24 protein-coding genes are annotated in these 26,585 nt (G+C 73.2%); 16 read left to right on the top strand and 8 right to left on the bottom strand.

What is annotated here, in order from left to right:
- Positions 1 to 75: 75 nt before the first annotated feature.
- The 3 genes from AB0950_RS06085 to AB0950_RS06075 form a co-directional block, all read right to left on the bottom strand.
- Positions 76 to 1,293: a histidine kinase gene (locus AB0950_RS06085; protein ID WP_360143394.1), complete on the bottom strand. Its 1,218-nt coding sequence runs from the start codon at positions 1,291 to 1,293 to the stop codon at positions 76 to 78.
- Positions 1,294 to 1,354: 61 nt separating this feature from the next.
- The gene (locus tag AB0950_RS06080) at positions 1,355 to 1,633 is read right to left on the bottom strand and encodes a hypothetical protein (RefSeq protein ID WP_361987667.1); all 279 of its coding nucleotides are present in this window, start codon (positions 1,631 to 1,633) and stop codon (positions 1,355 to 1,357) included.
- A gap of 33 nt (positions 1,634 to 1,666) precedes the next feature.
- Positions 1,667 to 2,458 (bottom strand): PspA/IM30 family protein, encoded by a 792-nt coding sequence (locus tag AB0950_RS06075; RefSeq protein ID WP_360143400.1) that lies wholly within the window; start codon positions 2,456 to 2,458, stop codon positions 1,667 to 1,669.
- A gap of 258 nt (positions 2,459 to 2,716) precedes the next feature.
- On the opposite strand from AB0950_RS06075, the gene AB0950_RS06070 reads away from it, so the two are divergent.
- From AB0950_RS06070 to AB0950_RS06060, 3 genes are all read left to right on the top strand, one after another.
- Complete coding sequence (locus tag AB0950_RS06070) at positions 2,717 to 3,343, top strand: DUF3043 domain-containing protein (protein ID WP_360143403.1); 627 nt, start codon at positions 2,717 to 2,719, stop codon at positions 3,341 to 3,343.
- 83 nt (positions 3,344 to 3,426) lie between these two features.
- Positions 3,427 to 4,128 carry a methyltransferase domain-containing protein gene (locus AB0950_RS06065; RefSeq protein WP_360143406.1) on the top strand — a complete coding sequence of 234 codons (702 nt, stop codon included), beginning with the start codon at positions 3,427 to 3,429 and terminating at the stop codon, positions 4,126 to 4,128.
- 56 nt (positions 4,129 to 4,184) lie between these two features.
- Positions 4,185 to 5,234: a trypsin-like peptidase domain-containing protein gene (locus AB0950_RS06060; protein WP_360143409.1), complete on the top strand. Its 1,050-nt coding sequence runs from the start codon at positions 4,185 to 4,187 to the stop codon at positions 5,232 to 5,234.
- Positions 5,235 to 5,302: 68 nt separating this feature from the next.
- Here AB0950_RS06060 and AB0950_RS06055 read toward each other — a convergent pair whose 3' ends face one another.
- Positions 5,303 to 5,515 (bottom strand): hypothetical protein, encoded by a 213-nt coding sequence (locus tag AB0950_RS06055; RefSeq protein WP_055709718.1) that lies wholly within the window; start codon positions 5,513 to 5,515, stop codon positions 5,303 to 5,305.
- A gap of 146 nt (positions 5,516 to 5,661) precedes the next feature.
- Between AB0950_RS06055 and AB0950_RS06050 the strand changes: the two genes are divergently transcribed.
- Positions 5,662 to 6,864, top strand: coding sequence for a bifunctional adenosylcobinamide kinase/adenosylcobinamide-phosphate guanylyltransferase (locus AB0950_RS06050; RefSeq protein WP_360143412.1), 1,203 nt, complete (start codon positions 5,662 to 5,664; stop codon positions 6,862 to 6,864).
- Positions 6,865 to 6,939: 75 nt separating this feature from the next.
- On the opposite strand, the gene AB0950_RS06045 is transcribed toward AB0950_RS06050, so the two are convergent.
- Positions 6,940 to 7,923, bottom strand: a complete 984-nt coding sequence (locus AB0950_RS06045) for a methyltransferase domain-containing protein (protein WP_366777906.1) — start codon at positions 7,921 to 7,923, stop codon at positions 6,940 to 6,942.
- 133 nt (positions 7,924 to 8,056) lie between these two features.
- Here AB0950_RS06045 and cobT point away from each other — a divergent pair, with 133 nt between their 5' ends.
- From cobT to AB0950_RS06030, 3 genes are all read left to right on the top strand, one after another.
- Positions 8,057 to 9,121 carry a nicotinate-nucleotide--dimethylbenzimidazole phosphoribosyltransferase gene (gene cobT / locus AB0950_RS06040; RefSeq protein ID WP_366777905.1) on the top strand — a complete coding sequence of 355 codons (1,065 nt, stop codon included), beginning with the start codon at positions 8,057 to 8,059 and terminating at the stop codon, positions 9,119 to 9,121.
- Between the two features lie 83 nt (positions 9,122 to 9,204).
- Entirely contained in the window at positions 9,205 to 11,001 is a 1,797-nt protein-coding gene (locus tag AB0950_RS06035; RefSeq protein ID WP_366777903.1) for a phosphatidylglycerol lysyltransferase domain-containing protein, read from the top strand.
- A gap of 24 nt (positions 11,002 to 11,025) precedes the next feature.
- The gene (locus AB0950_RS06030) at positions 11,026 to 11,790 is read left to right on the top strand and encodes a hypothetical protein (RefSeq protein ID WP_360576146.1); all 765 of its coding nucleotides are present in this window, start codon (positions 11,026 to 11,028) and stop codon (positions 11,788 to 11,790) included.
- Here the strand turns inward: AB0950_RS06030 and AB0950_RS06025 are convergent.
- Positions 11,730 to 12,494 (bottom strand): hypothetical protein, encoded by a 765-nt coding sequence (locus tag AB0950_RS06025; RefSeq protein WP_360143427.1) that lies wholly within the window; start codon positions 12,492 to 12,494, stop codon positions 11,730 to 11,732. The two genes, AB0950_RS06030 and AB0950_RS06025, sit on opposite strands and share 61 nt — an antisense overlap.
- An 84-nt stretch (positions 12,495 to 12,578) precedes the next feature.
- On the opposite strand from AB0950_RS06025, the gene AB0950_RS06020 reads away from it, so the two are divergent.
- The 9 genes from AB0950_RS06020 to AB0950_RS05980 all read left to right on the top strand — a co-directional run bounded on the left by AB0950_RS06020 (position 12,579) and on the right by AB0950_RS05980 (position 24,988).
- Positions 12,579 to 13,364: an adenosylcobinamide-GDP ribazoletransferase gene (locus AB0950_RS06020; RefSeq protein WP_360143430.1), complete on the top strand. Its 786-nt coding sequence runs from the start codon at positions 12,579 to 12,581 to the stop codon at positions 13,362 to 13,364.
- Between the two features lie 49 nt (positions 13,365 to 13,413).
- The gene (locus AB0950_RS06015) at positions 13,414 to 14,022 is read left to right on the top strand and encodes an RDD family protein (protein WP_360143433.1); all 609 of its coding nucleotides are present in this window, start codon (positions 13,414 to 13,416) and stop codon (positions 14,020 to 14,022) included.
- Positions 14,023 to 14,299: 277 nt separating this feature from the next.
- On the top strand, positions 14,300 to 15,832 hold the full coding sequence (locus tag AB0950_RS06010) for a leucyl aminopeptidase (protein ID WP_366777902.1): 1,533 nt from the start codon (positions 14,300 to 14,302) through the stop codon (positions 15,830 to 15,832).
- Between the two features lie 285 nt (positions 15,833 to 16,117).
- Positions 16,118 to 17,506, top strand: a complete 1,389-nt coding sequence (gene lpdA, locus AB0950_RS06005) for a dihydrolipoyl dehydrogenase (RefSeq protein WP_360143439.1) — start codon at positions 16,118 to 16,120, stop codon at positions 17,504 to 17,506.
- A 61-nt stretch (positions 17,507 to 17,567) separates the two neighbouring features.
- Positions 17,568 to 19,394: a 2-oxoglutarate dehydrogenase, E2 component, dihydrolipoamide succinyltransferase gene (sucB, locus tag AB0950_RS06000; protein ID WP_360143442.1), complete on the top strand. Its 1,827-nt coding sequence runs from the start codon at positions 17,568 to 17,570 to the stop codon at positions 19,392 to 19,394.
- A 296-nt stretch (positions 19,395 to 19,690) separates the two neighbouring features.
- The gene (locus AB0950_RS05995) at positions 19,691 to 20,314 is read left to right on the top strand and encodes a GntR family transcriptional regulator (RefSeq protein ID WP_360143445.1); all 624 of its coding nucleotides are present in this window, start codon (positions 19,691 to 19,693) and stop codon (positions 20,312 to 20,314) included.
- 294 nt (positions 20,315 to 20,608) lie between these two features.
- A complete protein-coding gene (gene aceE, locus AB0950_RS05990; RefSeq protein WP_360576142.1) occupies positions 20,609 to 23,311 on the top strand; it encodes a pyruvate dehydrogenase (acetyl-transferring), homodimeric type in 2,703 nt (900 codons plus the stop codon).
- 77 nt (positions 23,312 to 23,388) lie between these two features.
- Positions 23,389 to 24,402: a WYL domain-containing protein gene (locus tag AB0950_RS05985; protein ID WP_366777901.1), complete on the top strand. Its 1,014-nt coding sequence runs from the start codon at positions 23,389 to 23,391 to the stop codon at positions 24,400 to 24,402.
- 67 nt (positions 24,403 to 24,469) lie between these two features.
- Positions 24,470 to 24,988 carry a DUF4240 domain-containing protein gene (locus AB0950_RS05980; protein WP_360145446.1) on the top strand — a complete coding sequence of 173 codons (519 nt, stop codon included), beginning with the start codon at positions 24,470 to 24,472 and terminating at the stop codon, positions 24,986 to 24,988.
- Positions 24,989 to 25,142: 154 nt separating this feature from the next.
- On the opposite strand, the gene AB0950_RS05975 is transcribed toward AB0950_RS05980, so the two are convergent.
- Both AB0950_RS05975 and AB0950_RS05970 read right to left on the bottom strand, forming a co-directional pair.
- Positions 25,143 to 25,394 (bottom strand): hypothetical protein, encoded by a 252-nt coding sequence (locus tag AB0950_RS05975; RefSeq protein WP_366777900.1) that lies wholly within the window; start codon positions 25,392 to 25,394, stop codon positions 25,143 to 25,145.
- Positions 25,395 to 25,466: 72 nt separating this feature from the next.
- Entirely contained in the window at positions 25,467 to 26,231 is a 765-nt protein-coding gene (locus tag AB0950_RS05970) for a peptidoglycan recognition protein (protein WP_360143457.1), read from the bottom strand.
- Between the last annotated feature and the right edge of the window lie 354 nt (positions 26,232 to 26,585).

The following is a 26,585-nucleotide window of genomic DNA, read 5'->3' as shown; positions in this document are numbered from 1 at the left end:
CCCGGGGCCGTCGCACGAGCCCCGGTACGGGCGGTCTCGGCGCGGGTCTTCACGGTCTTGCCGGTCCTTGCGGGCTCAGCGGTGTTCACGCGTCTCGGTGCGGGTCTTGAGGGGCAGGATCGCATGGACGCGGAAGCCGCCGCCGTAGCGGGGCCCGGTGGTCAGGGTGCCGCCGAGGGCCGTGACCCGCTCGCGCATGCCGATCAGTCCGTGCCCGCCGCCGCCCCCGGGCACACCGGCCGCGCCCGCCCCGTCGTCCAGGACGGTCACCTCGATGTCCGTCCCCACCCGTACGACGCTGACCTCGGCCCTGGCACCGGCACCGGCGTGCTTCTGCACATTGGTCAGGGCCTCCTGGACGATCCGGTAGGCGGCCAGGTCGACGGCGGCGGGCAGTTCGGCGCCCTGGTCGGCGCGGGCCACCTCCACGGGCAGGCCCGCGTTGCGGAAGGTGTCGGCCAGCTCCTGGAGCCGGCTGAGCCCGGGCGCGGGCTCGGTCGGGGCCTCGGGGTCGCCGGACTGGCGCAGCAGACCCACGGTGGCGCGCAGCTCCTCCAGCGCGGCGCGGCCGGCCTCGCGGACGTGCGCCAGGGCCTCCTTCGCCTGGTCGGGCCGCTTGTCCATGACGTGCGCGGCGACCCCGGCCTGCACGTTCACCAGGGCGATGTGGTGGGCGACGACGTCGTGCAGATCGCGGGCGATGCGCAGCCGCTCCTCGGCGACCCGGCGGCGGGCCTCCTCCTCACGGGTGCGCTCGGCGCGCTCGGCCCGCTCCTGCATCGCCCGGACGACCGCACGGCGGCTGCGTACGGCGTCCCCGAGGGTGGCGCCGATGCCGGTCCAGGCGAGCACGCCGAGGTTCTCCTGCGCGTACCAGGGCAGCGGGCCGGCCAGCATGGCGGCGGCCGTCAGCACGGTCATGGTGAGCAGGCCGACCCGCCAGGTGGTGGTGCGGTCGGTGGTGGCGGCGACGGTGTAGAGGGCGACCACGGCGGACATCGCGACCGGGGCGCGGGGGTCGCCGGTGACGCACTCGATCACGGAGAGGACACCGGTGACGGCGAGCACGGTCTTGGGGGCGCGGCGGCGGAAGACGAGCGCGGCCGCGGCCAGCGCCATCAGCACGAGGCTGAGCAGGTCGGGGGTGCGCAGGCCCCAGGTGACGCCGTTCGCTCCGCGGGGCACCACGAGGGAGCCCGCGACCATGCACACCAGCACGCCGGCGGCGATGGACGCGTCCAGCGCGAGGGGGTGCGCCTTCACGCTGCAACGGGCGCGGTCGAGAGTGCTCACGGAGGGAACAGTACGGCCCGCCGTCCGGGTGCCGGCGCCGTGGAGGAGCACCCCGACGGCGCTACCCCGGAATCAGCCCCTCGTCGCTGAGCATCGCCCGGACCTCCTCCAACGACGCGTCCGGAGACGGAAGGATCAGCTCCGAGGGCTCCAGCGCGTCGTCGGGCAGGGGCGTGCCGAGACGGCGTACGGCGTCCAGGAGCGCGCCGAGGGTGCGGCGGAACGCCGCCTCGTCGCCGCGCTCCATCTCCGCCAGCAGGTCGTCGTCCAGCTTGTTCAGCTCGGCGACGTGGGAGTCGTCCAGCTGCACCTGGCCCTCCCCCATGATCCGTACGATCACGTCGGCCTCCTCGGCTCGGGTCCCGGCGCCGGGCTACTGCTTGTCGAAGCGCGGGGTGTCCTGCGGCTGCTGCTGGGTCTGCCCCTGGCCGGTGCCGCCCTCGATGGCCTGCTGCGGGGAGCCTCCGGCCAGCTCGGCCTTCATGCGCTGCAGCTCCAGCTCTACATCACTACCACCGGACAGCCGGTCCAGCTCGGCCGTGATGTCGTCCTTGGCCATGCCGGTCGGGTCGTCCAGCGCACCGGAGGCGAGCAGCTCGTCGATGGCGCCGGCGCGGGCCTGCAGCTGCTGCGTCTTGTCCTCGGCACGCTGGATGGCCAGGCCGACGTCGCCCATCTCCTCGGAGATGCCGGAGAAGGCCTCGCCGATCCGGGTCTGGGCCTGGGCGGCGGTGTAGGTGGCCTTGATGGTCTCCTTCTTCGTACGGAAGGCGTCGACCTTGGCCTGCAGGCGCTGGGCCGCCAGGGTGAGCTTCTCCTCCTCGCCCTGGAGGGTGGCGTGCTGCGTCTCGAGGTCGGTGACCTGCTGCTGGAGCGCCGCCTTGCGGGACAGCGCCTCGCGGGCCAGGTCCTCGCGGCCGAGCGCGAGCGCCTTGCGGCCCTGGTCCTCCAGCTTGGTGGACTGCTGCTGCAGCTGGTTGAGCTGGAGTTCCAGACGCTTGCGGCTGGTCGCCACGTCGGCGACGCCGCGGCGGACCTTCTGCAGCAGCTCCAGCTGCTTCTGGTACGAGTAATCGAGGGTCTCGCGCGGGTCCTCGGCCCGGTCAAGGGCCTTGTTCGCCTTCGCGCGGAAGATCATCCCCATACGCTTCATGACACCGCTCATGGGCTTCGCGCGCCCCCTTCTGACGGACTCCAGCTCACAGATCCTGCGACAGGACCCACAGTACGGGCCCTGACTCCATTACCGCACTGTTCGGGGACGGATGCGCTCATCCCCAAGGACGACTGCGGACCGTACCGCTCCGGCGTGAGGAGTAGGTGATGCCCTGCCGTATCCCCCGCGACCCCGTGCCGTAACGTCCCCTCTGTCCCCCTACAGACGTTCGGTGTTGCCGGATCGTTCCCCGCCGGGCTGGGGTCCATGCCGGTCAAGCCCTTACCCTTGGGTTTTGTGTTCCGAAGCCGTGCCAAGCAAGAGAAGGCCCCCGCCGACAAGGCGCCGGTAGCCCTCTCCAAGCAGTCCCGTGACCCGCAGGCCCCGAAGGGCAGGCCCACGCCCAAGCGCAGTGAGGCCCAGTCCCAGCGGCGCAGCGTGGCCCACACGCCGTCCAACCGCAAGGAGGCCGCCAAGCGCCAGCGCGAGGACCGGCGCGAGGCACTTCAGCGGCAGCGCCAGGCGCTGGCCACCGGTGACGAGCGCTATCTGCCCGCCCGGGACAAGGGCCCGGTCCGCAAGTTCGCCCGCACCTGGGTGGACTCGCGGTTCAACGCGGCGGAGTTCTTCCTGCCGCTCGCCGTGGTCATCCTGGTGCTGAGCGTGGTGCGGGTGCCGTCGATCCAGTCGATCGCGCTGCTGCTGTGGCTCGTGGTGATCGTGCTGATCGTGCTGGACTCGGCGGTCAGCGGTTTCCGGCTGAAGAAGCGCCTCAAGGAGCGCTTCCCGGACGAGAACACGCGCGGCGCGGTCGCCTACGCCCTGATGCGGTCGCTGCAGATGCGCCGGCTCCGGCTTCCGAAGCCGCAGGTCAAGCGCGGAGAGCGGCCCTGAGCGCTGACGCTTTCACCGGGGGTGCGGCCGAGGCCTGGCTGAACAAGCTGGGCAGGCTGCGTGACGTCGTACGCCAGGAACTGGTGTCGCGGCAGCTGGACGAGCAGATAGCCGGCCGGTTCCCGGTCGGGCGGCGGCTGCGGGTGCTCGACGTCGGGATGGGCCAGGGCACGCAGGCGCTGCGGCTGGCCCGGCTCGGCCACCAGGTGACCGGCGTCGAGCAGGACCCGACGATGATCGCCGCCGCGCGGGAGGCGCTGGCCGCCGAGCCGGAGGGCATCCGGGAGCGGGTCCGGCTGGTGCAGGGCGACGGGCGGGACACCGGGGTGCACTTCCTGCCCGGCAGCTTCGACGTGGTGCTGTGCCACGGCGTGCTGATGTACGTCGAGGAGCCCGACCCGCTGGTGGCGGGCCTGGCGCGGATGCTGGCGCCCGGGGGGCTGCTCTCGCTGCTGGTCCGCAACGGCGACGCGCTCGCCATGCGGCCCGGCCTCGCCGGCGACTGGGCGGGCGCCCTCGCCGCCTTCGACACCACCGCCTACCACAACCGCCTCGGCCTGGACGTACGGGCCGACAGGCTGGCCTCCCTCACCGCCACGCTCGCCGGGATCGCCGCCCCGCTGCACGCCTGGTACGGCGTCCGGGTGTTCACGGACACGGCGGCGGACGACGCTCGGATCCCGGACGACCTCGAGACGCTGCTGGCGGTCGAGGAGCGGGCCGGGCGCACCGACCCGTACCGCGGGGTGGCGGCGCTGCTGCACCTGTGCGGCGTGCGGGGCTGAGTCCGTTCGGGCCATCACCGCGGGCCGGATGACCGGCGCGCGCCGAGACTCGGGGTATGGACGCTTCCCCGAACCGTGCCCTGCGCACGGCGGCCGCCGCCGCGCTGGTGTGCTGTGTGGCGGCCGGCTGCACCACCGGCTCCCGGCAGGACACCTCCGCCCCCGCGCGGGCGGACGCGCCGATGGCCGCGAGTGATCTGCAGAGCCAGTACCAGAAGGTCATCAAGCAGGCCCTGCCGTCGGTGGTGCAGATCCAGTCGAGCCGCGAGCTGGGCTCCGGGGTGGTGTACGACGACAAGGGGCACATCGTCACCAACGCGCACGTGGTCGCGTCGCAGAAGACGTTCAAGGTGGCCACGGCCAACAGCGAGCAATCGCTCACCGCGCGCCTGGTGTACTCCTACCCCGAGCAGGACCTGGCCGTGATCAAGCTGGACAAGGTGCCGGCCGGGCTGAAGGCGGCGGTGTTCGGCGACTCCGAGAAGGTGGAGGTCGGCCAGATCGTGCTGGCCATGGGCTCGCCGCTCGGGCTGTCGTCCAGCGTGACCCAGGGCATCGTCTCGGCGACCGGGCGGACCGTCAGCGAGGCCGGCGGGGGCACGGGCGCCACCCTGGCGAACATGGTGCAGACCTCCGCCCCCATCAATCCCGGCAACAGCGGCGGCGCGCTGGTCGATCTGGCCGGGCACGTCATCGGCATCCCGACGCTCGGCGCCGCCGCCCCCGGCCTCGGGGACAGCGCGGCGCCCGGCATCGGGTTCGCCATCCCGGCGTCGATGGTGAAGACGATCGCCGGGCAGATCGTCGACAAGGGCCGGGTCACCAACTCGGGGCGGGCCGCGCTCGGCATCACCGCGCGGACCGTCGTGGACGAGAACTACCAGCCGGCCGGGGTGGCCGTGGTCAGCGTCAAGTCCGGCGGCGCGGCGGACGAGGCGGGCCTGCGCCCCGGCGACATCATCACCAAGCTGGGCGGCCGGCCCATCTCCACCATCACCTCCCTGGCGGTGGCGCTGGCGGCGGACAAACCGGGCCGGAAGACGACGGTGACCTACCAGCGGGACGGCAACGAGAAGAAGGCGACGGTGACGCTGGGCGAGCAGTGACGAGGGGTACGGCCGCGGCGCCCCCCGTACGACGGCGGGAGCCGCCGGGGCCGCACCCCTCGCACCGGCTACGCCGCGTCGGCGTGCAGGCTCATCGGCCCGTAGATCTCGGTGTTCTCCTCGAACAGCCGCACCTGGTCGGCGCCGCCCTCGAGGAGCGCCTTCCAGTGCTCGCCGATCCAGGACTCGGCATCCCCCTGCGTGGTGAACTCCTCGGGCTGCACGGCGGGCTGGACCTCCGTCCCGTCGGCCTTCTCGAACCGCCACGTCCATGCCGTCATGTGGGCCTCCTTCGATCCGACACCTGCCCGCAGCGTATGCGCTCGGCGGGGCCGGCCGTGAGAGGTGGTGGATCATCCGCGGGTGAGGGGGTGGTGTCGGGGTGCTGGAGTGAGCGGTACCCGCGGGCGCGGGTGAGAATCGGTGCGTGGAAGTGACTCTGCTCGGTACTGGTGCGCCCGCCGGACTGCCCCGGCCCGACTGCCCGTGTGCCGCGTGCGCGACCGCGCTGGGCCGGGAGGCCCGGGCGGCCACCGCCGTGCTGGTGGACGGGGCGCTGCTGCTGGACCTGACGCCGGGTGCGGCGTTCGCGGCGGCCCGGGCCGGGCGTTCGCTGGGCGGGGTACGGCAGGTGCTGCTGTCGCATCCGCACGACGGCCCCGCCGTGGAGGTGCCGGCCGGGCTGCCGCAGCCCGGACGGGTGCCGGACGGGCGGGAGTTGGCGCTGCTGACGGGGCATCGGGTGCGTGCCCTGGCGATGGACGCGGGCGGCACCGGGTACGCGGTGACGGGACCGGACGGGCAGCGGCTGCTGTATCTGCCGCCGGGCGGCGCACCGGCCGGTCTGGAGCAGGCGACGGCGGAGTCGTACGACATGGTCCTCGCGGACGTCGTGGGCCGCCCGGACGCGCTGGCCCGGCTCCGGGCGGTGGGCTCGGCCGGCCCGACGACGGACGTGCTCGCCGTCCACCTCGACCACGACGTGCCGCCCGGCGCGGAGCTGGGCCGCCGGCTGGCGGCGGCGGGGGCGCGGGCCGTGCCGGACGGCACGACGCTGGCGGTCGGCGCGTACGAGGACGTGCCGGACGTGCCGCGCCGGACGCTGGTGCTGGGCGGGGCCCGCTCGGGCAAGTCGGTGGAGGCCGAGCGGCGCCTGGAGTCCTTCCCGGACGTGCTGTACGTGGCGACCGGCGGCACGCGGGGCGGGGACACCGAGTGGGCGCAGCGGGTGGCGCTGCACCGGGAGCGGCGGCCGGGGTCGTGGCGTACGGCGGAGACGACGGACCTGGTGCCGCTGCTGCGCGAGGAGGGGCCGCCGCTGCTGATCGACTGCCTGTCGCTGTGGCTGACGGACGCCATGGACGCCGTGGGCGCGTGGGACGACGCGGAGTGGAGCGGCGGCGGGGAGAAGTCCCTGCGGGAGCGGGTGCGGGAGCTGACGGAGGCGGTGCGCCGTACGCGGCGGACCGTGGTGGCGGTGTCGAACGAGGTGGGGTCGGGGATCGTGCCGGCGACCGCGTCCGGGCGGCGGTACCGGGACGAACTCGGGCGTCTGAACGCGGCGTTCGGGGCGGAGTGCGAGCAGCTCCTGCTGGTCGTCGCCGGCCAGGCGCTGATGCTCCGGGGCTGAGCAGCTCAAGCGCGCGGCGACTGCAACCCCCCAGGGGCGCGGGGAACTGCGCGACCAGCCACGACGGGCCCGCAGCTAGCCACGGTCCTTGCGGGCCACGATTCTGTAGGCGTTGGAGAACCACGTACGGCGGAACAAGGGCGCCGCAACGTGATCCAGTACCGAGGCCAGTACCCGCGCGGGCGCAACCGCAGCGCTCAGCAGGGGATGCCGGGCCGAGACCAGGGCCAGGGCGCCTGACAGGTCGTAGGGCAGGTGGGGATCCGTGCGGTCGGTCACCAGGACCGTGCAGCCGAGGGACTCCAGCTCCGCGCGCAGGTTGGCCAGGGGCACCAGATGGAGGTGGCGGGGCTGGCCGTACGGGAGCCAGAGCCTGCCGAGCAGCGCGGCGAACGCGCAGCGCGGGTCGGCGACTTCGACGACGAGGTGGCCGCCGGGGCGCAGGGCCGTGAGCGCGGCGCGGAGTTCGGCGCGCGGGTCGGGCGTGTGCTCGAGATGGCGGAACATGCTGACGACGTCGTAGCGGCCGCGCAGCCGGGCGGTCATGCCGGGCGTGGCGAGGTAGCCGCGGTGGGCCTCCTCGACCCGCTCCTCCAGCTGGGCCTGCTGCACCCGGGCGGTCGGGTCCAGGCCGTCGAAGCTCGTGTACGGGAAGACCTCCTTCGCCGCCTCGGGGAAGCGGGCGTGGCCCGTGCCCGCGTCCAGCCAGCTCTCCGCCTCGGCCAGCGCCGACAGCCGCCGGGCGGTGGCCCGGTGCCGCCGGCGCACCGCGCGGGCGGACAGCACGCGGTCGGTGAACCCCTCCAGCTGCCGTTCGTACAGGTCCCGGTGGAAGAAGGCGAACCCTTCCGCCGTGAGCCGGGGATTCTGGAAGACATGCGCGCAGTCACGGCACCGGTCGAGGACGAACCGGTCCGGCCGGTGCCGCAGCGGGTCGCTCGCGCGCACCCGGGTGCGCAGGCGCGCGGAGCCGCACCAGGGGCAGTCCTCGCGGCGCGGTTCGAGGAACGGGTCGCAGGACCGAGGGAGGGGCGTCGGCGTGAAGGGCGAGGTCGGCATGGGCGGCTCCCTGGGCGACATTCCGCGGCAAACCGGAACGTATGGGATACCGATCTTGGGTGCAACGACGCTGCGGGGGTGTGGTGGCCCTGTGGCGCGGAAGCGTTCGTTCTCTGGCGGTACTGTTCGGCGAATGAGCAGGCTTAATCTGGACGACTTCACCGATCTGATCGAGCGCCCGGACGGGGGCGTGCGCCGTGACGCCGAGGCCCGCCGGGAGCGCCAGATCGTGCCGCCGGGGGCGCTGGGCCGCCTCGACGAGCTGGGCGAGTGGCTGGCCGCCGCGCAGAGTGCCGTGCCGGTACGGACCGTGGAGCGACCGAAGGCGGTCCTCTTCGCCGGTGACCACGGCATCGCCCGACTGGGCGTCTCCGCACGCCCGGCGGGCGGTGCGGAGCAGCTGGTGCGGGCCGTGCTGGAGGGCGCGAGCCCGGTGTCGGTGCTCGCGCGGCGGCTCCAGGTGCCGGTGCGGATCGTGGACATGGCCCTGGACTGCGCGCCGGACGCCTTCCCCGAGGACGTCGTACGGCACCGCGTACGGCGCGGCAGCGGCCGTATCGACATCGAGGACGCGCTCACCCTGGAGGAGGCCGAGGCGGCGGTGCGCGCGGGTGTCGCGGTCGCCGACGAGGAGGCCGACTCGGGTACGGACCTGGTGGTGCTCGGCGACGTCAGCGTCGGCGGCACCACGGCGGCGGCGGTGCTGATCGCCGCGCTGTGCGGGACGGACGCGTCGGTGGTGACCGGGCGGGGCGGGCTCGCGATCGACGACCTGGCGTGGATGCGCAAGTGCGCGGCGATCCGGGACGCGCTGCGGCGGGCGCGGCCGGTGCTCGGGGACCAGGTGCAGTTGCTGGCGACCGTCGGCGGGGCGGACCTCGCGGCGATGACCGGGTTCCTGCTGCAGTGCGCGGTGCGGAAGCTGCCGGTGGTGCTCGACGGGGTGGTGACGGCGGCGTGCGCGCTGGTCGCGCAGCGGGTCGCGTTCCGGGCGCCGGACTGGTGGCTGGCCGGGCACGACAGCGGGGAGCCGGGGCAGGCCAAGGCACTGGACCGGATGGCCCTGGAGCCGCTGCTGAAGCAGGGCGTGAAGGTCGGCGAGGGTGCGGGGGCGCTGCTCGCGCTGCCGCTGGTGCGGGCCGCGGCGGCGCTGGCCGCGGAGCTTCCGGAGAGGAAGCCGGAGGAGAAGAACGAGTAGTCGGTTGCGTAAAAGCGTGCGCACAGCACACGCACATGTCCGATGTACGGTTCGTCGGGGCGGCCCCCATATGATCCTTCACCATGGGAGATGCCCGAATTGCCGTGCCGCAGCAAGCCGAGCCGGGGCGCCCGGGTGAGCAGGGGCGGCGGTCCGGCGGGGCGTCCCGGCGGGCCGCCGCCGTCGCCGTCTGGTATCTGCGGACCGTCGCCTTCATCAACTTCCTCAGCGCGGTGTGGGTTTCGCTCGGCCAGGACGTGCGCCGGCACAACCAGGACGACTTCTTCACGCCGTACCTGCTGACGGCCGGTTTCGCCTCGGGCGTGTTCACCGCGTTCCTGGCGATCACCATGCGCCGCCGCAAGCGGGCCGCGTGGATCCTGAACCTGGTGCTCAGCGGCGCCTTCCTCGTCCTGTTCGCGTTCGCCACGGCGTTCCCGGAGATCCGGCGGTACCCGCAGAACTGGATCTCGCTGGGGCTGACGGCCGTGTTCGTCGGGGCGCTGCTCGTGGGCCGGCGGGAGTTCTACGCCAAGGGCGACCGCGCCAACCCCCGGCTCGCGGCGACGGTCGCCGTCGGCGGCGGACTGGCCGCGAGCCTGCTGGCCGGGCTGCTGGTGACGGTCACCAACCAGGCGCCGGACGCGGCCCGTTCGACGTTCCTGGAGCGCTGGCACTACGGCACCCTGCGCCTGGTGTCGGTGGCCGCCGACGAGTCGCGCTTCCCCGGCATCTCCCCGCCGAACTGGGCGAACGTCGCCGTCAACGTGCTCAGCACCGCCCTCGTCCTGGCCGTGTTCTACGCCGCGTTCCGCTCCCGGCGCGCCGTCGACCCGCTCACCGAGGACGACGAGAAGCAGCTGCGGGCCCTGCTGGAGCGGCACGGCGACCGGGACTCGCTGGGCTACTTCGCGCTGCGCCGGGAGAAGAGCGTGGTGTGGTCGCCCACCGGCAAGGCGGCCGTCGCCTACCGGGTGGTCGGCGGGGTGAGCCTGGCCTCCGGGGATCCGCTCGGGGATCCGGAGGCGTGGCCGGGGGCGATCGTGCCCTGGCTGGCCGAGGCGCGGGCGCACGGCTGGATCCCGGCGGTGATGGGGGCGAGCGAGGAGGCCGGGACGGTCTACGCCCGGCACGGTCTCGACGCCCTGGAACTCGGCGACGAGGCGATCGTGGAGGTCGCCGACTTCACCCTGGAGGGCCGGGCGATGCGCACGGTCCGGCAGGCGTACAACCGGGTGAAGCGGGCCGGGTACACGGTGCGGATCCGGCGGCACGAGGACATCCCCGCCGACGAGATGGCGCGTCTCGTCGAGCGTGCGGACGACTGGCGGGACGGCGCGACCGAGCGCGGGTTCAGCATGGCGCTCGGCCGGCTCGGGGACCCGGAGGACGGGCAGTGCGTGATGCTGGAGTGCACGGACGCCGAGGGCGGGCTGCGGGCGCTGCTGTCCTTCGTGCCGTGGGGGCCGCACGGGCTGTCCCTGGACCTGATGCGCCGCGACCGGGACTCCGACAACGGGCTGATGGAGTTCATGGTCATCGAGCTGCTGCGGCGGGCCGACGAGATCGGGATCACGCAGGTGTCGCTCAACTTCGCGATGTTCAGGTCGGTCTTCGAACGCGGAGCGCGGATCGGCGCCGGTCCGGTGCTGAGGCTCTGGCGGTCACTGCTCAGCTTCTTCTCCCGCTGGTGGCAGATCGAGTCGCTGTACCGCGCCAACGCCAAGTACCGGCCCATCTGGGAGCCGCGGTTCCTGCTCTTCGAGAAGAGCGCGGACCTGCTGCGCATCGGCCTCGCCTCGGCCCGCGCGGAGGGCTTCCTGGAGGCGCCGGGACTGCCGAAGTGGCTGCACCGCAGGCACCTGGAGACACACCGGTGAGGAACGCCCGATGAGGAACGTCTGATGAGGCCGCCGGCCCGCTGGGCCCGTGAGGAGTGGGGGCCGCTGTACGGCGCCGTACGCGGGGCCCTGCGCGAGCGGGTCCTGCGGGCGGCGCCGATGACGCTCGGCGCGGTCGGCCTGACGGCCCTGCTGCAGTACGTGCAGAACCGGCCGTGGGGCTATCAGCTCGTGCAGGACCTGGGCGCCGTACGGGCCCAGGACCCCCTGTGGCAGGCCCTGCTGCGCACCCCGCTGTCCCTCTTCGTGCCGGCGCTGGACCTGCCGGTGTGGGGCGCGCTGGCGCAGATCCTGCTGGTGTTCGGCATCGCCGAGGCGTGCATCGGCTGGTGGCGGACCCTGGGCATCGCATACGCCGCCACGCTCGCCGGGACCCTGTACGCGCGCACCGGCATCTCCCTCGGCGCGCACGCCCCGTTCGGGCTGCCGTGGACGGACGCACAGGTCGTGGACACCGGCCCGTCGGCGGCCGTGGTGGGGCTCGCGGTGTATGTCAGCTGGCGCTACGGCGCGTACGTCACCTCCGGCGCGGTGACGCTGGCGATGGTCGCCGAGGTGCTGGTCAAGGAGAACCTGGCGGGCAAGGAGCATCTGGCCGCGCTGATGGCCGTGGGGCTGATCTGCCTCGCGGTGGCGGTGCGGCACCGCTACGGGCCGGGGGTGCGGCTCGGGCCGCAGGGCGCGTACGGCCGCCCGCTGCGGCCGGCTCAGTGGCGGTCGGGCAGCCGGGCCGGGCGCGGGTCGGGTTTGCCGCCGATCCAGTCCTGAACGACGCGGCGCGGCCGGGCCCAGCGGCGGTCGTGCCGGCGGGCGCGCAGCTCGGCCCTGGCGCGGGCGCGGGGCCGGCGGCCGTAGAAGCGGCGGGCCCAGGGGGAGCCGGGGCGGGCCAGCCGAACAGCGCCGAACAGCGCGACCAGCGGCACGATCGCCCCGAACACCGCGAGGCGGGCCTTGCCCTTGCTCAGGGCGACCAGCGCGAAGAGGAAGTTCATGGCGATGGTGGTCAGGGCGCCGCCGCGGTCCGTCAGCTCCTGCGGGGACAGGTCGTTGACGCCGAACGGGGAGAACCCGGCGAGCAGCAGCCCGACGAGCGCGGCGGCGAGCACGACGACCTCGACGCTCTTGCGGCCCTCCTCGCTCCAGTAGACGTCGTCCAGATGCAGGATCAGCGCGAACTCGTCCAGGACGAGACCGACTCCGATCCCGAAGACCACGGCCGCGATCGCGCCGCCCGCGCCGCGCCGGTCACTGGCGACCGCGGCGAATCCGCCGACGATGGTGAGGACGACGCCGGGCACCGCGTGGTGGATGTGCAGCCCGCCCGCCTTGACGTTCCCGAACGGCCCTTTGCCGGCCCGGATCAGCCGGGTGATCACCCGGGTGACCACGAAGGTGAGCAGGAAGGCGCTGAGGGCGAGCAGCAGGGGAAGCTTGCCCGGTTCCAGGATGTTCCGTTCCCACCAGTGCCCCATATGCGCACTTTATCCCTGAGGGCCGCAGACGGCTCCCGCCCGGGCGCCCACGGCGGCTCGGCGACCGCCGGGTAACCTTCGCCGGTGCCCACGTCCTTGCCTCACGACGCCCTCCGCTTCGCCTTCGGCACCCTCACCGCACTGCCCGTACGGGTGCGCCGCTGGGACCGGGAAGCGGCGCGCGGGGGCATGCTGAGCGCCCCGGTGGCCGGGCTGGCCGTCGGCGGCTGCGCGGCCGGGCTCGGTCTGCTGCTGCTCGCGCTCGGCGCCGGCCCGCTGCTCGCCGCCGTCGCCTCGGTCTCGGTGCCCGCCGCGCTGACCCGCGGACTGCATCTCGACGGCCTCGCCGACACCGCCGACGGCCTGGGCAGCGGCAAGCCCGCCGAGGACGCGCTCCGGATCATGAAGCAGTCGGACATCGGCCCGTTCGGGGTCGTCACCCTCGTCCTGGTGCTGCTGGCCCAGGTCGCCGTCCTGGCCCAGCTGTACGGCGCCTCCTGGGCCCGGGGCGCCCTCGCCGCCGTCGTCTCGGCCGTCGCGGCCCGCCTCGCCCTCACCCTGGCCGCCCGCACCGGCGTGCCGGCCGCCCGCCCGGAGGGCCTGGGCGCGGCGGTCGCCGGAGTGGTGCCGGTGCCCGGGGCGCTGGCGGTCACGGCCGCGGTCACGCTCGGTTCGGCCGCCGGGGGTTCGGCCTTCGGCCCGTACGGCGCCCTGCACGCGGCGGTCGCCGTCCTGCTGGCCCTGGCCGCGGCCGAACTCCTGCTGCGCCGCTGCGTCCACCGCTTCGGCGGGGTGACCGGGGACGTCTTCGGCGCGCTGGCGGAGACGGCGGCCACGGCCGCGCTCATGGTGCTGTCGCTGGGCCGTTAAACTTCTCGGCCGTACACGGACAAGACAGTTGCACATCGGGGGAACTTCCGTGCCGAAGCTGCGCCGCATCACGGCCTGGTTCGTCGACTTCGCTCTGGTCGCGGCGGCCGCCACGCTGCTCGCCGTCCTGACCTTCCACAGGATCACCGCGCTCGTCACCGACGTGCCCGAACTGGCCACGAAGGGCGGCCTCGACCTCGTCACCTCCCGCGGTGACGTCATCGGCGCCGGCGAGCACGTCGGCCTGTCCGTGTGGGACAGGATCGTGCTCGACGTGGAGGAGGCCTTCGGCGCGCTCGTCGTCGTCACCTTCCTCTACCAGTGGGCCTGCCTCGCGCTGCTCGGCCGCACCCTGGGCAAGGGCCTGCTCGGCCTGCGCGTCACCCCGCGGCTGTCCCGGCACGCCCTGCGCCGGGCCGCCGTCACCACCGCCGCCGACGTCGCGGTGTACGCGCTGGCCTGTGTGCTGCTGGCCGAGGGCAAGTTCGTGCTGTCGGTGCTGGTCTGGGCGGTCGCCGTCCTGCTGTTCCTGGTCAACGCGCTCACCGTGCTCTTCCCCGGCCGCCGCTCCCTCGCCGACCGGCTCGCCGGGACCTGTGTGGTCGGCGCCCTTCAGCGGACGGAGCCCAGCCCGATGGGCAGCGTCCCCCAGGGGTGAGCCCCCGCGCCGGGCACCGCGCAGTGGGCCCGCGACGACCATGGCTCGCCGCGCGGCGCGGGGGGCCGAAGTGACCACGACGCCAGACACAGGCGAACGTCCGCAGGAATGAGCGAACGCGCGCACGCGCGTAGTCTCGTCCCGGGTGTTCGCCGACAGGGTGAAGGCCCCGGTGCCACCTGCGCCCAGGCATGGACCTAGGGTCGGCTCTCGGGCCCGGTCGACCCACCCCACTTCGGCCACAGCAACTTCACATCGGAAGCGAGAATTCACCACCGTGACTGCTCTGACTCTCAGCACCGCAGCGGCGCCCGGCCTGCGGGCCGACGCGATCGTGATCGGTGTCGCCAAGGGCGCCCAGGGGCCCGTCGTCGCGCCGGGCGCCGAGGCCGTGGACAAGGCGTACGACGGCAGGCTGGCCGGCGTCCTGGAGACCCTCGGCGCCTCGGGTGCCGAGGGCGAGCTGACGAAACTGCCCGCTCCGGCCGGCTTCAAGGCGCCCCTCGTGGTGGCGGTCGGCCTGGGCGAGGAGCCGGACGCCAAGAGCGACGAGGGCTACGAATCCGACGCGCTGCGCAAGGCCGCCGGCGTGGCCGCCCGGGCGCTCGCCGGCTCGAAGAGGGCCGCGTTCGCGCTGCCCGTCGACAGCCCCGGCGCGGTCGGCGCGATCGCCGAGGGCGTCCTGCTCGGCGCGTACTCCTTCGACGTCTACAAGGAGAACGCGAACGGCGGGAAGGCCAGGAACGGCAAGGCGCCGCTGGCCGAGGCCGCGCTGCTCGGCGGCAAGCCGCGCGACGCCTCCCACAAGGGGGCCGTCGCCCGCGCCGTCGCCGTCGCCGAGGAGCTGAACCGCGCCCGCGACCTGATCAACACCCCGCCGAACGACCTGACCCCCGCCGCCTTCGCCGGCATCGCGCAGACCGCGGCCAAGGAGCACGGCATCAAGGTGCAGGTGCTCGACGAGAAGGCCCTGGCCAAGGGCGGCTACGGCGGCATCCTCGGCGTCGGCGGCGGCTCCGCGGCCGCCCCGCGCCTGGTGAAGCTGTCGTACACCCACCCGAAGGCGGCCAAGCACCTCGCCTTCGTCGGCAAGGGCATCACCTACGACTCGGGCGGCATCTCGCTGAAGCCGGCCGGGCACAACGAGACGATGAAGTGCGACATGAGCGGCGCCGCCGCCGTGTTCGCCGCGGTGGTCGCCGCCGCCCGCCTCGGCCTGGAGGTCAACGTCACCGGCTGGCTGGCGCTGGCCGAGAACATGCCGTCCGGCTCCGCCGTGCGCCCGGGTGACGTGCTGCGCATGTACAGCGGCAAGACCGTGGAAGTCCTCAACACCGACGCCGAGGGCCGGCTGGTGCTCGCCGACGCGCTGTGGGCGGCCTCGCAGGAGAACCCGGACGCGATCGTGGACGTCGCGACCCTCACCGGCGCGATGATGCTGGCCCTCGGCAGCCGGACGTTCGGCGTCATGGCCAACGACGACGCGTTCCGCGGCGCGGTGTACGAGGCGGCGGAGGAGGTCGGCGAGCCGGCCTGGCCGATGCCGCTGCCGGAGCACCTGCGCAAGGGCATGGAGTCCCAGGTCGCCGACATCGCGAACATGGGCGAGCGGATGGGCGGCGGCCTGGTCGCCGGTCTCTTCCTGCGCGAGTTCGTGGGCGAGGGGATCACCTGGGCGCACCTCGACATCGCCGGGCCGGCGTTCAACGAGGGCGGTCCGTTCGGGTACACGCCGAAGGGCGGCACGGGTACGGCGGTGCGGACGCTGGTGCGGCTCGCCGAGCTGACGGCCGCCGGCGACCTCGGCTGAGTCGCCTCATAGCTCGGTCCATTCCGTAGTACGGCGCCAGCGGGCGCGTGGGGGTTGTTCGCGCAGTTCCCCGCGCCCCTGGCGGTGCTGTCCCTCCGCTTCTTTCAAGCGAACGTGGGACGTCTCACACACCGGCCCGGCGTCTCGATCCTGTCCGACAAGTGCAAAGATGGAGCCCGGCAGGACAGGGCCCCACCGAAGGGCCGAAGCATCAAGCGGCCGGACACCAGCCGCCTGCCGGTCAGTGAAGACCGGCGTACGGCGCACATGCATGGAGGACGTGACGTGGCGAACGACGCCAGCACCGTTTTCGACCTAGTGATCCTCGGCGGTGGTAGCGGTGGTTACGCCGCGGCCCTGCGCGGGGCGCAGCTGGGCCTGGACGTCGCCCTGATCGAGAAGGACAAGGTCGGCGGTACCTGCCTGCACCGGGGTTGCATCCCCACCAAGGCCCTGCTGCACGCGGGCGAGATCGCCGACCAGGCCCGCGAGAGCGAGCAGTTCGGTGTGAAGGCCACCTTCGAGGGCATCGACGTCGCCGCCGTCCACAAGTACAAGGACGGCGTCATCGCCGGCCTGTACAAGGGCCTGCAGGGTCTGATCGCGTCCCGGAAGGTGACGTACATCGAGGGCGAGGGCCGGCTGTCCTCCCCCACCTCCGTCGACGTGGGCGGCCGGCGCATCCAGGGCCGCCACGTGCTGCTGGCGACCGGCTCCGTGCCGAAGTCGCTGCCGGGCCTGGAGATCGACGGCAACCGGATCATCTCCTCCGACCACGCCCTCGTCCTGGACCGCGTGCCGAAGTCCGCGATCATCCTGGGCGGCGGCGTCATCGGCGTCGAGTTCGCCTCGGCGTGGAAGTCCTTCGGCGCCGACGTCACCGTCATCGAGGGCCTCAAGCACCTCGTCCCGGTCGAGGACGAGAACTCCTCGAAGCTTCTGGAGCGCGCGTTCCGCAAGCGCGGCATCAAGTTCAACCTCGGCACCTTCTTCCAGAAGGCCGAGTACACCCAGGACGGCGTGAAGGTCACCCTGGCGGACGGCAAGGAGTTCGAGGCAGAGGTCCTGCTCGTGGCCGTCGGCCGCGGGCCGGTCTCGCAGGGCCTGGGCTACGAGGAGCAGGGCGTCGCCATGGACCGCGGCTACGTCCTGGTCGACGAGTACATGCGGACCAACGTCCCGACGATCTCCGCCGTCGGTGACCTCGTGCCGACGCTCCAGCTCGCGCACGTCGGCTTCGCCGAGGGCATCCTGGTGGCGGAGCGTCTGGCCGGTCTGAAGGTCGTTCCGATCGACTACGACGGTGTCCCGCGGGTGACGTACTGCCACCCGGAGGTCGCCTCCGTCGGCATCACCGAGGCCAAGGCCAAGGAGATCTACGGCGCGGACAAGGTCGTCGCTCTGAAGTACAACCTGGCGGGCAACGGAAAGAGCAAGATCCTGAACACCTCGGGCGAGATCAAGCTCGTCCAGGTCAAGGACGGTGCCGTGGTCGGCGTCCACATGGTCGGCGACCGCATGGGCGAGCAGGTCGGCGAGGCCCAGCTGATCTACAACTGGGAGGCGCTGCCGGCCGAGGTCGCCCAGCTCATCCACGCCCACCCGACGCAGAACGAGGCGATGGGCGAGGCGCACCTGGCGCTCGCCGGCAAGCCGCTGCACTCCCACGACTGAGCCTTCGGTCAACGGGCGCGACGACACAGACTTCCGCAATTCGTTAGGAGCAACCGAAACCATGGCGGTTTCCGTAACCCTTCCGGCGCTCGGCGAGAGCGTCACCGAGGGCACTGTCACCCGCTGGCTGAAGGCCGAGGGCGAACGCGTCGAGGCCGACGAGCCGCTGCTCGAGGTCTCCACCGACAAGGTCGACACCGAGATCCCCTCGCCGGCCGCCGGCGTGCTGGCCTCCATCAAGGTCGCCGAGGACGAGACGGTCGAGGTCGGCGCCGAGCTGGCCGTCATCGACGACGGCACCGGTGCGCCCGCCGCCGCTCCGGCCCCGGCGGTCGAGGAGGTGCCGGCTCCCCCGGCCGAGCCCACCCCGGCTCCGGCCGCCGAGGCCCCGGCCGCCCCGGCTCCGGCCGCCGCCCCCGCCGCCGCCCCGGCCGGTGGCGCCGAGGGCACGGACGTGGTCCTGCCCGCGCTCGGCGAGTCCGTCACCGAGGGCACCGTCACCCGCTGGCTGAAGTCGGTCGGCGACAGCGTCGAGGCCGACGAGCCGCTGCTCGAGGTCTCCACCGACAAGGTCGACACCGAGATCCCGGCGCCCGCCTCCGGCGTGCTGCTGGAGATCGTGGTGAACGAGGACGAGACCGCCGAGGTCGGCGCCAAGCTCGCCGTCATCGGCGCCCCGGGTGCCGCCCCGGCCGCCGCTCCGGCTCCGGCCGCCCCGGCCCCCGCCGCCGAGGCCCCGGCCGCCCCGGCCCCGGCTCCGGCTCCGGCTGCCCCCGCGGCTCCGGCCGCCCCGGCTCCCGCTCCGGCTGCCCCGGCCGCGCCCGCCGCCCCGGCTCCGGCCCCGGCTGCCCCGGCCCAGGCCGCCGCTCCGGCGCCCGCCCCGGCGGCTCCGGCTCCGGCTCCAGTGACCCCGGCCACCGCGCCGACCTCCCCGACCGCCACCCAGGCGACGGACGAGGGCGCCTACGTGACCCCGCTGGTGCGCAAGCTCGCCGCCGAGAACGGCGTCGACCTGTCCACCGTCAAGGGCACGGGCGTCGGCGGCCGTATCCGCAAGCAGGACGTGCTCGCCGCCGCCGAGGCCGCGAAGGCCGCCGCCGCTGCCCCGGCTCCGGCCGCCGCCGCTGCTCCGGCCGCCAAGAAGGCGCCGGCCCTCGAGGTCTCCCCCCTCCGTGGCCAGACCGTCAAGATGCCGCGCATCCGCAAGGTCATCGGCGACAACATGGTCAAGGCGCTGCACGAGCAGGCCCAGCTGTCGTCGGTCGTCGAGGTCGACGTCACCCGCCTGATGCGCCTGCGCGCCCTGGCCAAGGACTCCTTCGCCGCGCGCGAGGGCGTCAAGCTCTCCCCGATGCCGTTCTTCGTGAAGGCGGCGGCCCAGGCGCTGAAGGCCCACCCGGTCATCAACGCCAAGATCAACGAGGCCGAGGGCACGATCACCTACTTCGACACCGAGAGCATCGGTATCGCGGTGGACTCCGAGAAGGGCCTGATGACCCCGGTCATCAAGCACGCCGGCGACCTCAACATCGCGGGCATCGCCAAGGCCACGGCGGAGCTGGCCGGCAAGGTCCGCGCCAACAAGATCACCCCGGACGAGCTGTCCGGCGCGACCTTCACCATCTCCAACACCGGTTCGCGCGGCGCGCTGTTCGACACGATCATCGTGCCGCCGGGCCAGGTCGCGATCCTCGGCATCGGTGCCACGGTCAAGCGCCCGGCGGTCATCGAGACCGAGGAGGGCACGGTCATCGGCGTCCGCGACATGACCTACCTGACCCTCTCCTACGACCACCGCCTGGTCGACGGCGCCGACGCGGCCCGCTACCTGACGGCGGTCAAGGCGATCCTGGAGGCGGGCGAGTTCGAGGTCGAGCTCGGTCTGTAGTCACCGGTCAGCCATAGCGGTACGTCGGTGCCCTTGCCCGGAAGTTCCGGGCAAGGGCACCGACGTTTGGGGGCGCGGACCGTATCGATGTGCGGCTGTCGCCGCGTGGGCGCGACACACCGCATCCGGCCCGCACCCGCCCGAACACGGATGGAACCGAGCCACTGGGCGCCCCGGCTCGACCACCGGAGGTGTGCGCCTCGTCTCACCTGCGCCAAAGCACCCCCGCGCGCCCTACCCGCGGAGCGAACCGGCCTTATTGTCTAAACGTCAGCGCCCTGACTAAGGAGCCCACAATGACCGCGCCCGTCGTCCACTCGCTGCGCGAACAGATCCGCGAGCACATCGTGGAGGGGATCGTCAGCGGGCGCTGGCAGCCGGGTGAGCGGATCGTGGAGCGGCGGATCGCGACCGAGCTGGAGGTCAGCCAGACCCCGGTGCGCGAGGCCCTGCGGGAGCTGGAGTCGCTGCGGCTGATCGAGTCCGCGCCGAACAAGGGCGTGCGCGTGCGCAATCTGACCGCGGCGGACCTGGAGGAGAGCTACCCCGTCCGGGCCGGCCTGGAGGCGATCGCGGCGGAGCTGGCCGCCGACCGTCTCGCCGAGGACTGCTCGGCGCTGGAGCCGCACGTCATGGCGCTGTACGAGGCCGACCGCATGGCGGACGGCACCGCGCAGGTCCGCCACACCGTCGGCTTCCATCGCGAACTCGTGCGCGCCGCGCGCAACTCGGTGCTGCTGCACACCTGGGAGGGCCTCGGCATCGAGGTCTTCACCGCGCTGTCCATCCGCTGGCTGGGCACGGTCCAGCAGTCGTACGCGGAGGAGCACGAGGAGCTGGTGGCCGCCTTCAAGAGGCGGGACCCGCGCATCGCGGAGATCGTGAAGGCCCACGTCCTGGGGTGCGCGCCGCGGGCGTGAAGCACGCCGTACGGCACGCCTTGGTCAGCCGAGCGGGCGGCTGCTCATACGCCGTCCCACCTGCGAAAACAAGGCGGATTCGCGTCACCGGGTGCCATCACTGAGGGCACCGCGTGCCTACTTTCTCGGAATCGAGACTTTTTCCCCCTCAACCCTTTGATCGATCATCGATCAGCGAGTTACAGTCACCGACGGACTTCCACCGAAGTCCCAGCCCTGTCCTGCCAAAGACCAAGGGCACCCCCCGAACCCTTACCGATGAGGGAACCCCCTTCGACTGAGGAAGGCGGCGACATGACCGACCCCCACGCCATCCAGCCGAGCGCGCTCGACCAGCTCCCGGACCGCGACCCGGAGGAGACCGCCGAGTGGCAGGCCTCCCTCGACGCCGTCGCCAGGGAGGCCGGGCCGCACCGCGCCGCGTACCTGATGCGCCGCACGCTGGAGCGCGCCGAGGCGGGCGGCATCGCGCTGCCGAAGCTCCTCGAGACGGACTACGTCAACACCATCCCCACCTCCGCGGAGCCGGGCCTGCCCGGTGACCCGGAGATGGAGGCCCGGATCACCGCGTGGAACCGCTGGAACGCGGCCGCGATGGTCACCCGGGGCAGCAAGCACGGCGTCGGCGGCCACATCGCCACCTTCGCCTCCGCCGCCTGGCTGTACGAGACCGGCTTCAACCACTTCTTCAAGGGCAAGGAGGGCGACGGCTCCGGCGACCAGCTGTACATCCAGGGCCACGCCTCCCCCGGCATCTACGCCCGCGCCTTCCTCGACGGCCGCCTAACCGAGGCGCACCTGGACAACTTCCGCCAGGAGGCGGGCGGCAACGGCCTGCCGTCGTACCCGCACCCGCGCCGCCTGCCCTGGCTGTGGGAGTTCCCGACGGTGTCGATGGGCCTCGGTCCGCTGTCGGCGATCTACCAGGCCCGCTTCAACCGCTACCTCACCCACCGCGGCATCAAGGACGTCTCCGCCTCCCACGTCTGGGCCTTCCTCGGCGACGGCGAGATGGACGAGCCGGAGTCGACGGCGGCCCTCGCGCTCGCCGCCCGTGAGGAGCTGGACAACCTCACCTTCGTCATCAACTGCAACCTGCAGCGCCTCGACGGCCCGGTCCGCGCCAACTTCAAGATCGTGCAGGAGCTGGAGGCCCAGTTCCGCGGCGCCGGCTGGAACGTCGTCAAGACGCTGTGGGGCACCGCCTGGGACGAGCTGTTCGCGCTCGACACCACGGGCGCGCTGGTACGCCGGCTGCGCGAGGTACCGGACGCGCAGATCCAGACGTACCAGACCCGCGACGCCGCCTACATCCGCCAGGACTTCTTCGGCAAGGACCCGGCGCTGGCGGAGATGGCGAAGCTGCTGAGCGACGACAAGATCCTCGAGTGCTTCCACCTCTCGCGCGGCGGTCACGAGGCCCGCAAGGTCTACGCCGCGTACAAGGCCGCCGTCGAGCACAACGGCGCGCCGACCGTGATCCTGGCCCAGACGGTCAAGGGCCACACCCTCGGCGAGGGCTTCGCGTCGAAGAACGCCAACCACCAGATGAAGAAGCTGACGGTGGACGAGTTCAAGGCGATGCGCGACCTGCTGGAACTGCCGATCAAGGACAGCGACTTCGTCGACGGCGTGGTCCCCTACGGCCACCCCGGCGCCGACTCCCCCGAGGTCCGCTACCTCCAGGAGCGCCGCGCAGCCCTCGGCGGCCCGGCCCCGGCCCGCCGCACGCACCCGCTGCCGGCGCTGCCCGCCCCGTCCGAGAAGGCGTTCGCCTCCTTCGACAAGGGCTCCGGCTCGCAGAACGTGGCCACCACGATGGCGTTCGTCCGCCTGGTCAAGGACCTGGTCCGGGACAAGGAGACCGGCAAGCGCTGGGTGCCGATCGTGCCCGACGAGGCGCGCACCTTCGGCATGGAGTCGCTGTTCCCGTCGCTCGGGATCTACTCCCCCAAGGGCCAGACGTACGAGCCGGTCGACCGCGACCAGCTGATGTACTACAAGGAGGCCACCAACGGCCAGATCCTCAACGAGGGGATCACCGAGGCCGGTTCGATGGCCGACTTCATCGCCGCTTCGACGTCGTACGCGACGCACGGCGAGGCGATGATCCCGTTCTACATCTTCTACTCGATGTTCGGCTGGCAGCGCACCGCCGACCAGATGTGGCAGCTCGGCGACCAGCTCGGCCGCGGCTTCCTCGTCGGCGCGACGGCGGGCCGTACGACCCTGACGGGTGAGGGCCTGCAGCACGCCGACGGCCACTCCCCGGTCATCGCCGCGACCAACCCGGCCGCGCTGACGTACGACCCCGCGTTCGCCTACGAGATCGCGGTGATCGTCCGTGAGGGTCTGCGCCGGATGTACGGCGAGGCCAAGCCGGGCGAGGACCAGAACGTCTTCTACTACCTGACGGTCTACAACGAGCCGCTGCCGCAGCCCGCCAAGCCGCAGGGCCTCGGCATCGACGAGGGCATCGTCAAGGGCCTGTACCGCTTCAACACGGCGGAGTCCGCAGGGCTCTCCCCGGCCGCGAACGCCCCGCGCATCCAGCTGCTGGGCTCCGGCACGGCGATCCACTGGGCGCTGAAGGCGCAGAAGCTGCTCGCCGAGGAGTGGGGCGTCGCCGCCGACGTGTGGTCGGCGACCTCCTGGACGGAGCTGCGCCGCGACGCGATGGAGGCGGACGCCGCGCTGCTTCGCGGCGAGGAGCGGGCGCCGTACGTCCGCCAGGCGCTGCAGGGCGTCGACGGCCCGGTGCTGGCCGTGTCCGACTACATGCGCCAGGTGCCGGACCAGATCGCGCAGTGGGTGGAGCAGGACTGGTCCTCGCTGGGCGCCGACGGCTTCGGCCTGTCGGACACCCGTGACGCCGCCCGCCGCCACTTCGGCGTCGACGCCGAGTCGATCGTCGTCGCGGCCCTGGCCCAGCTCGCGCGGCGCGGCGAGGTGAAGGCCACGGCGGTCAAGGAGGCGCGGGAGAAGTACGGGCTGTAAGTACCGAGGTCCGGTGAAGGGGTACGGCTGTCGGCCGTACCCCTTCTGTTGTCGGTGGCCCCCGGCATCATGAACGCATGCGTGCCGCGCGGCTCATCAAGATGGTGCTCCTCCTGCAGTCCCGGCCGGTGATGACCGCGGCCGAGCTCGCGCGGGAGCTGGAGGTGTCAGAGCGGACGGTCCAGCGGGACGCGCAGGCGCTGTCGGAGGCGGGCGTGCCGGTGTACGCGGACCGGGGGCGGGCCGGCGGGTACCGGCTGGTCGGCGGGTACCGGACGCGGCTGACGGGGCTGGCCAGGAGCGAGGCGGAGGCGCTGTTCCTGAGCGGGGTGCCGGGGGCGCTGCGCGAGATGGGCCTTCAGGACGCCGCGTCCGCGGCCCGGCTGAAGGTGTCGGCGGCGCTGCTGCCGTCGCTGCGGAACGCCCCGGACAGCGCCGCCCAGCGGTTCCACCTGGACGCACCGGCCTGGTTCCGGGAGCCGGAGACACCCGCGCTGCTGCCCGCGCTCGCCGAGGCGGTCTGGGACGACCGCCGGGTCACCGCGCGCTACCGGCGCGGCGAGGACGAGGTGCAGCGGCTGCTGGAGCCGTACGGGCTCGTGCTGAAGGCGGGCGTCTGGTACCTGTGCGCACGGGTGGCCGAAGGCGCCCACCGGACCTACCGCACCTACCGGATCGACCGGTTCAGCGCCGTGGACACCCTGGAGGAACGATTCACACGCGACCCGGACTTCGATCTGCCCGGCCACTGGGCGGAGCAGGCCGAGCGGTTCGCGCGGTCGATCCTGCGCGCCGAGGCCGTCGTACGGCTCTCCCCGCAGGGTGTGCGCATGCTGCGCTGGACCGTCGACCCGGTGGCGGCGCGCGAGGCGCTGAGCGGGCCGGCCGAACCCGACGCGGCCGGCTGGGTGACGGTGACGCTCCCGGTGGAGTCCGAGGAGGTCGCGCACGCGCAGCTGACGGCGCTCGGGGCGGAGGCGGAGGTGCTGGCCCCGCCGGGCCTGCGGGAGCGGTTCGCCGGGGACGCGGCCCGGCTGGCCGCGCTGTACGGCCGCACCGACGCCGCACCGCCCACCGCGGACGCCGGATAACGATCCGCCGCACACCGGCGCACTCCGCGTGCGGCCCGCCGGTGGAGGCCCGATGCTGGTGGACGTGATGGACGAGACGGAGTTCTGGGAGCTGATCGACGCCGCCCGCGAGGCCGCCGAGGGCGACCCCGAGGAACAGGCCGACGTGCTCGTGGACCGGCTGCTCCAGCTGGACCCCGACATGATCCTGGACTTCGCCCGTCACTTCGAGGCCCGCTACAACCGCGCCTACCGCTGGGACCTGTGGGGCGCCGCGTGGGTGCTGCTGGACGGGGCCAGCGACGACGCGTTCGACTTCTTCCGCTGCTGGCTGATCGGCCAGGGCCGGGAGGTGTACGAGGGCGCCCTGCACGATCCCGACTCGCTGGCGGAGCTGCTGGACGAGTTCGACGAGGAGATCGACGGCGACGGCGAGGAGCTGGGCTACGCCGCGGACGAGGCCTATGAGCAGCTGACCGGCACCGTCGCGCCCGACCTGGGCATCGCCCCGGCGCCCGCCGAACCGGAGGGCGCCCCGCTGGACTTCGAGAACGAGCGGGCGCTCGCGGAACGCTTCCCACGCCTCTGGGACCGCTTCCGGGACTAACCGGCCCCCTGCGCCTGCGGGTGCTGTCGGCAGGCAGGTAGGCCTGCGCGGAATCGGCCCGCAGCGCGTGGTGCAGGGGCGGCGCCCCGCTGGACTTCGAGAACGAGCGGGCGCTCGCGGAACGCTTCCCACGCCTCTGGGACCGCTTCCGGGACTAACCGGCCCCGGCCGTGCGCCTGCGGGTGCTGTCGGCGGGCAGGTAGGCCTGCGCCTGGTCGGCCCGCACCCCGTGGTGCAGGGGCGCGGCGTTGGCCTGGTCGAGGGCGGACGCGGTGGCCGCGGCCGGGCCGAGGACGACCGTCACGGCGGCGCACAGCGCCACCCAGGGGCCGCGTGCGGTCCGCGTCCCGTGCGTCCCCTCCGTGCCCGCGGCCCGGTTCCCGGCGCGCCTACGACTGCTGTTCATGATCCCCACCTCCAGTCGGCTGGTGATGGCCCCGACCGTAGGGCGCGGGGCTCTGAGCCGGCTGCGCGGCGGCTAGGGGAAGGCTGTGAGCCGTGCGGTGGAGGTACGGCCCTGGAGGCGCGCGGCCTTCTCCCTGATCTCGGGGAGGCGGGCGGTGAGGGCGGCGCCGGGGCAACTGGTCATGAACCCCGCGTTGTGGCCGGCCAGGGCGGGCAGGGTGACGGCGGTGCCGGCCCTGTAGCGGGCGAGGTTGTTGCTGGACACCAGGCGGACGCTCGAGCGGGGGTCGACGTCGGCGAGGCCCAGCTTCCAGGCGACCAGCGCGGCGATCGCGTCGCTCATCGCCTTCGGCACCGGGACGCCGGCGGTGAATGTGCCGAGGGCGGCGATGCCGGCGGTGCGGTGGTTGAAGCCCTGGGTGTGGGCCCCGGTGACGGGCCGGTCGATGCCCCCGGCACGGCCCTCGTAGATGGTGCCGCAGCGGTCGACGAGGAAGTTGTAGCCGATGTCGTCCCACTTCCGGGCGCCGGTCTGGCCCGCGTACAGCCGACGGATGATCTCCGGCGCGTCGGCGCAGTCGTAGGCGCTCGGCGAGTCGGTGTGGTGCAGGAAGACGGCGACCACCTTGTCGTCGTAGCGCGGCGGCGGCTGGGTGCGCCCGGCCGTGCCCAGCCAGACGGAGCGGGGCACGATGCGCGGCCGGGGGGCGCGGTGGGCGAAGGGCGTGCGCGCGGGCACGGCCCGCTCGGGCACGACCACGGCGGCGCGCTCGACCCCCCGCACACACAGCCCGAGCGTGAGCACGGCCACCAGCCCGGGCAGACACCCGAGCAACACGAGGAGGGGACGGGGTTTCCGGGTGGGGGGATGGTGGGGTGCCTGGGGCGTGGGTGGGGTGGTGGTCTCCGGGGCGGTAGCGGAGGGCTGTGGGGTGGCGGGGAGTTGCGACGGACCGGGGGGCGGCGAGGGGTTGAGGGGCTGCGAGGCCTCTGGTGTCTGCGGGGTCCTGGGCATCTCGGACACATCCCGCGTCTGCCGGGCGCTGGGCGTCTCAGCGGGCCGCGAAGTCTCTGGCGTCACCGGTGCCTGCGGGGTCCCGGGCGTCCCCGACGCGCCCCGCGTCTGTGACGTGTCCGGTGTCTGTGACGTGTCCGGTGTCTGCGAGGTCCCGGACGTGCTCTGCATCTCTGT

Source organism: Streptomyces sp. NPDC007189 (genome assembly GCF_040703635.1).
In the GTDB taxonomy this organism is placed as follows: domain Bacteria; phylum Actinomycetota; class Actinomycetes; order Streptomycetales; family Streptomycetaceae; genus Streptomyces.
The sequence above is the reverse complement of the archived record's forward strand: the minus strand, read 5'-3'. Positions and strand labels throughout refer to the sequence as shown.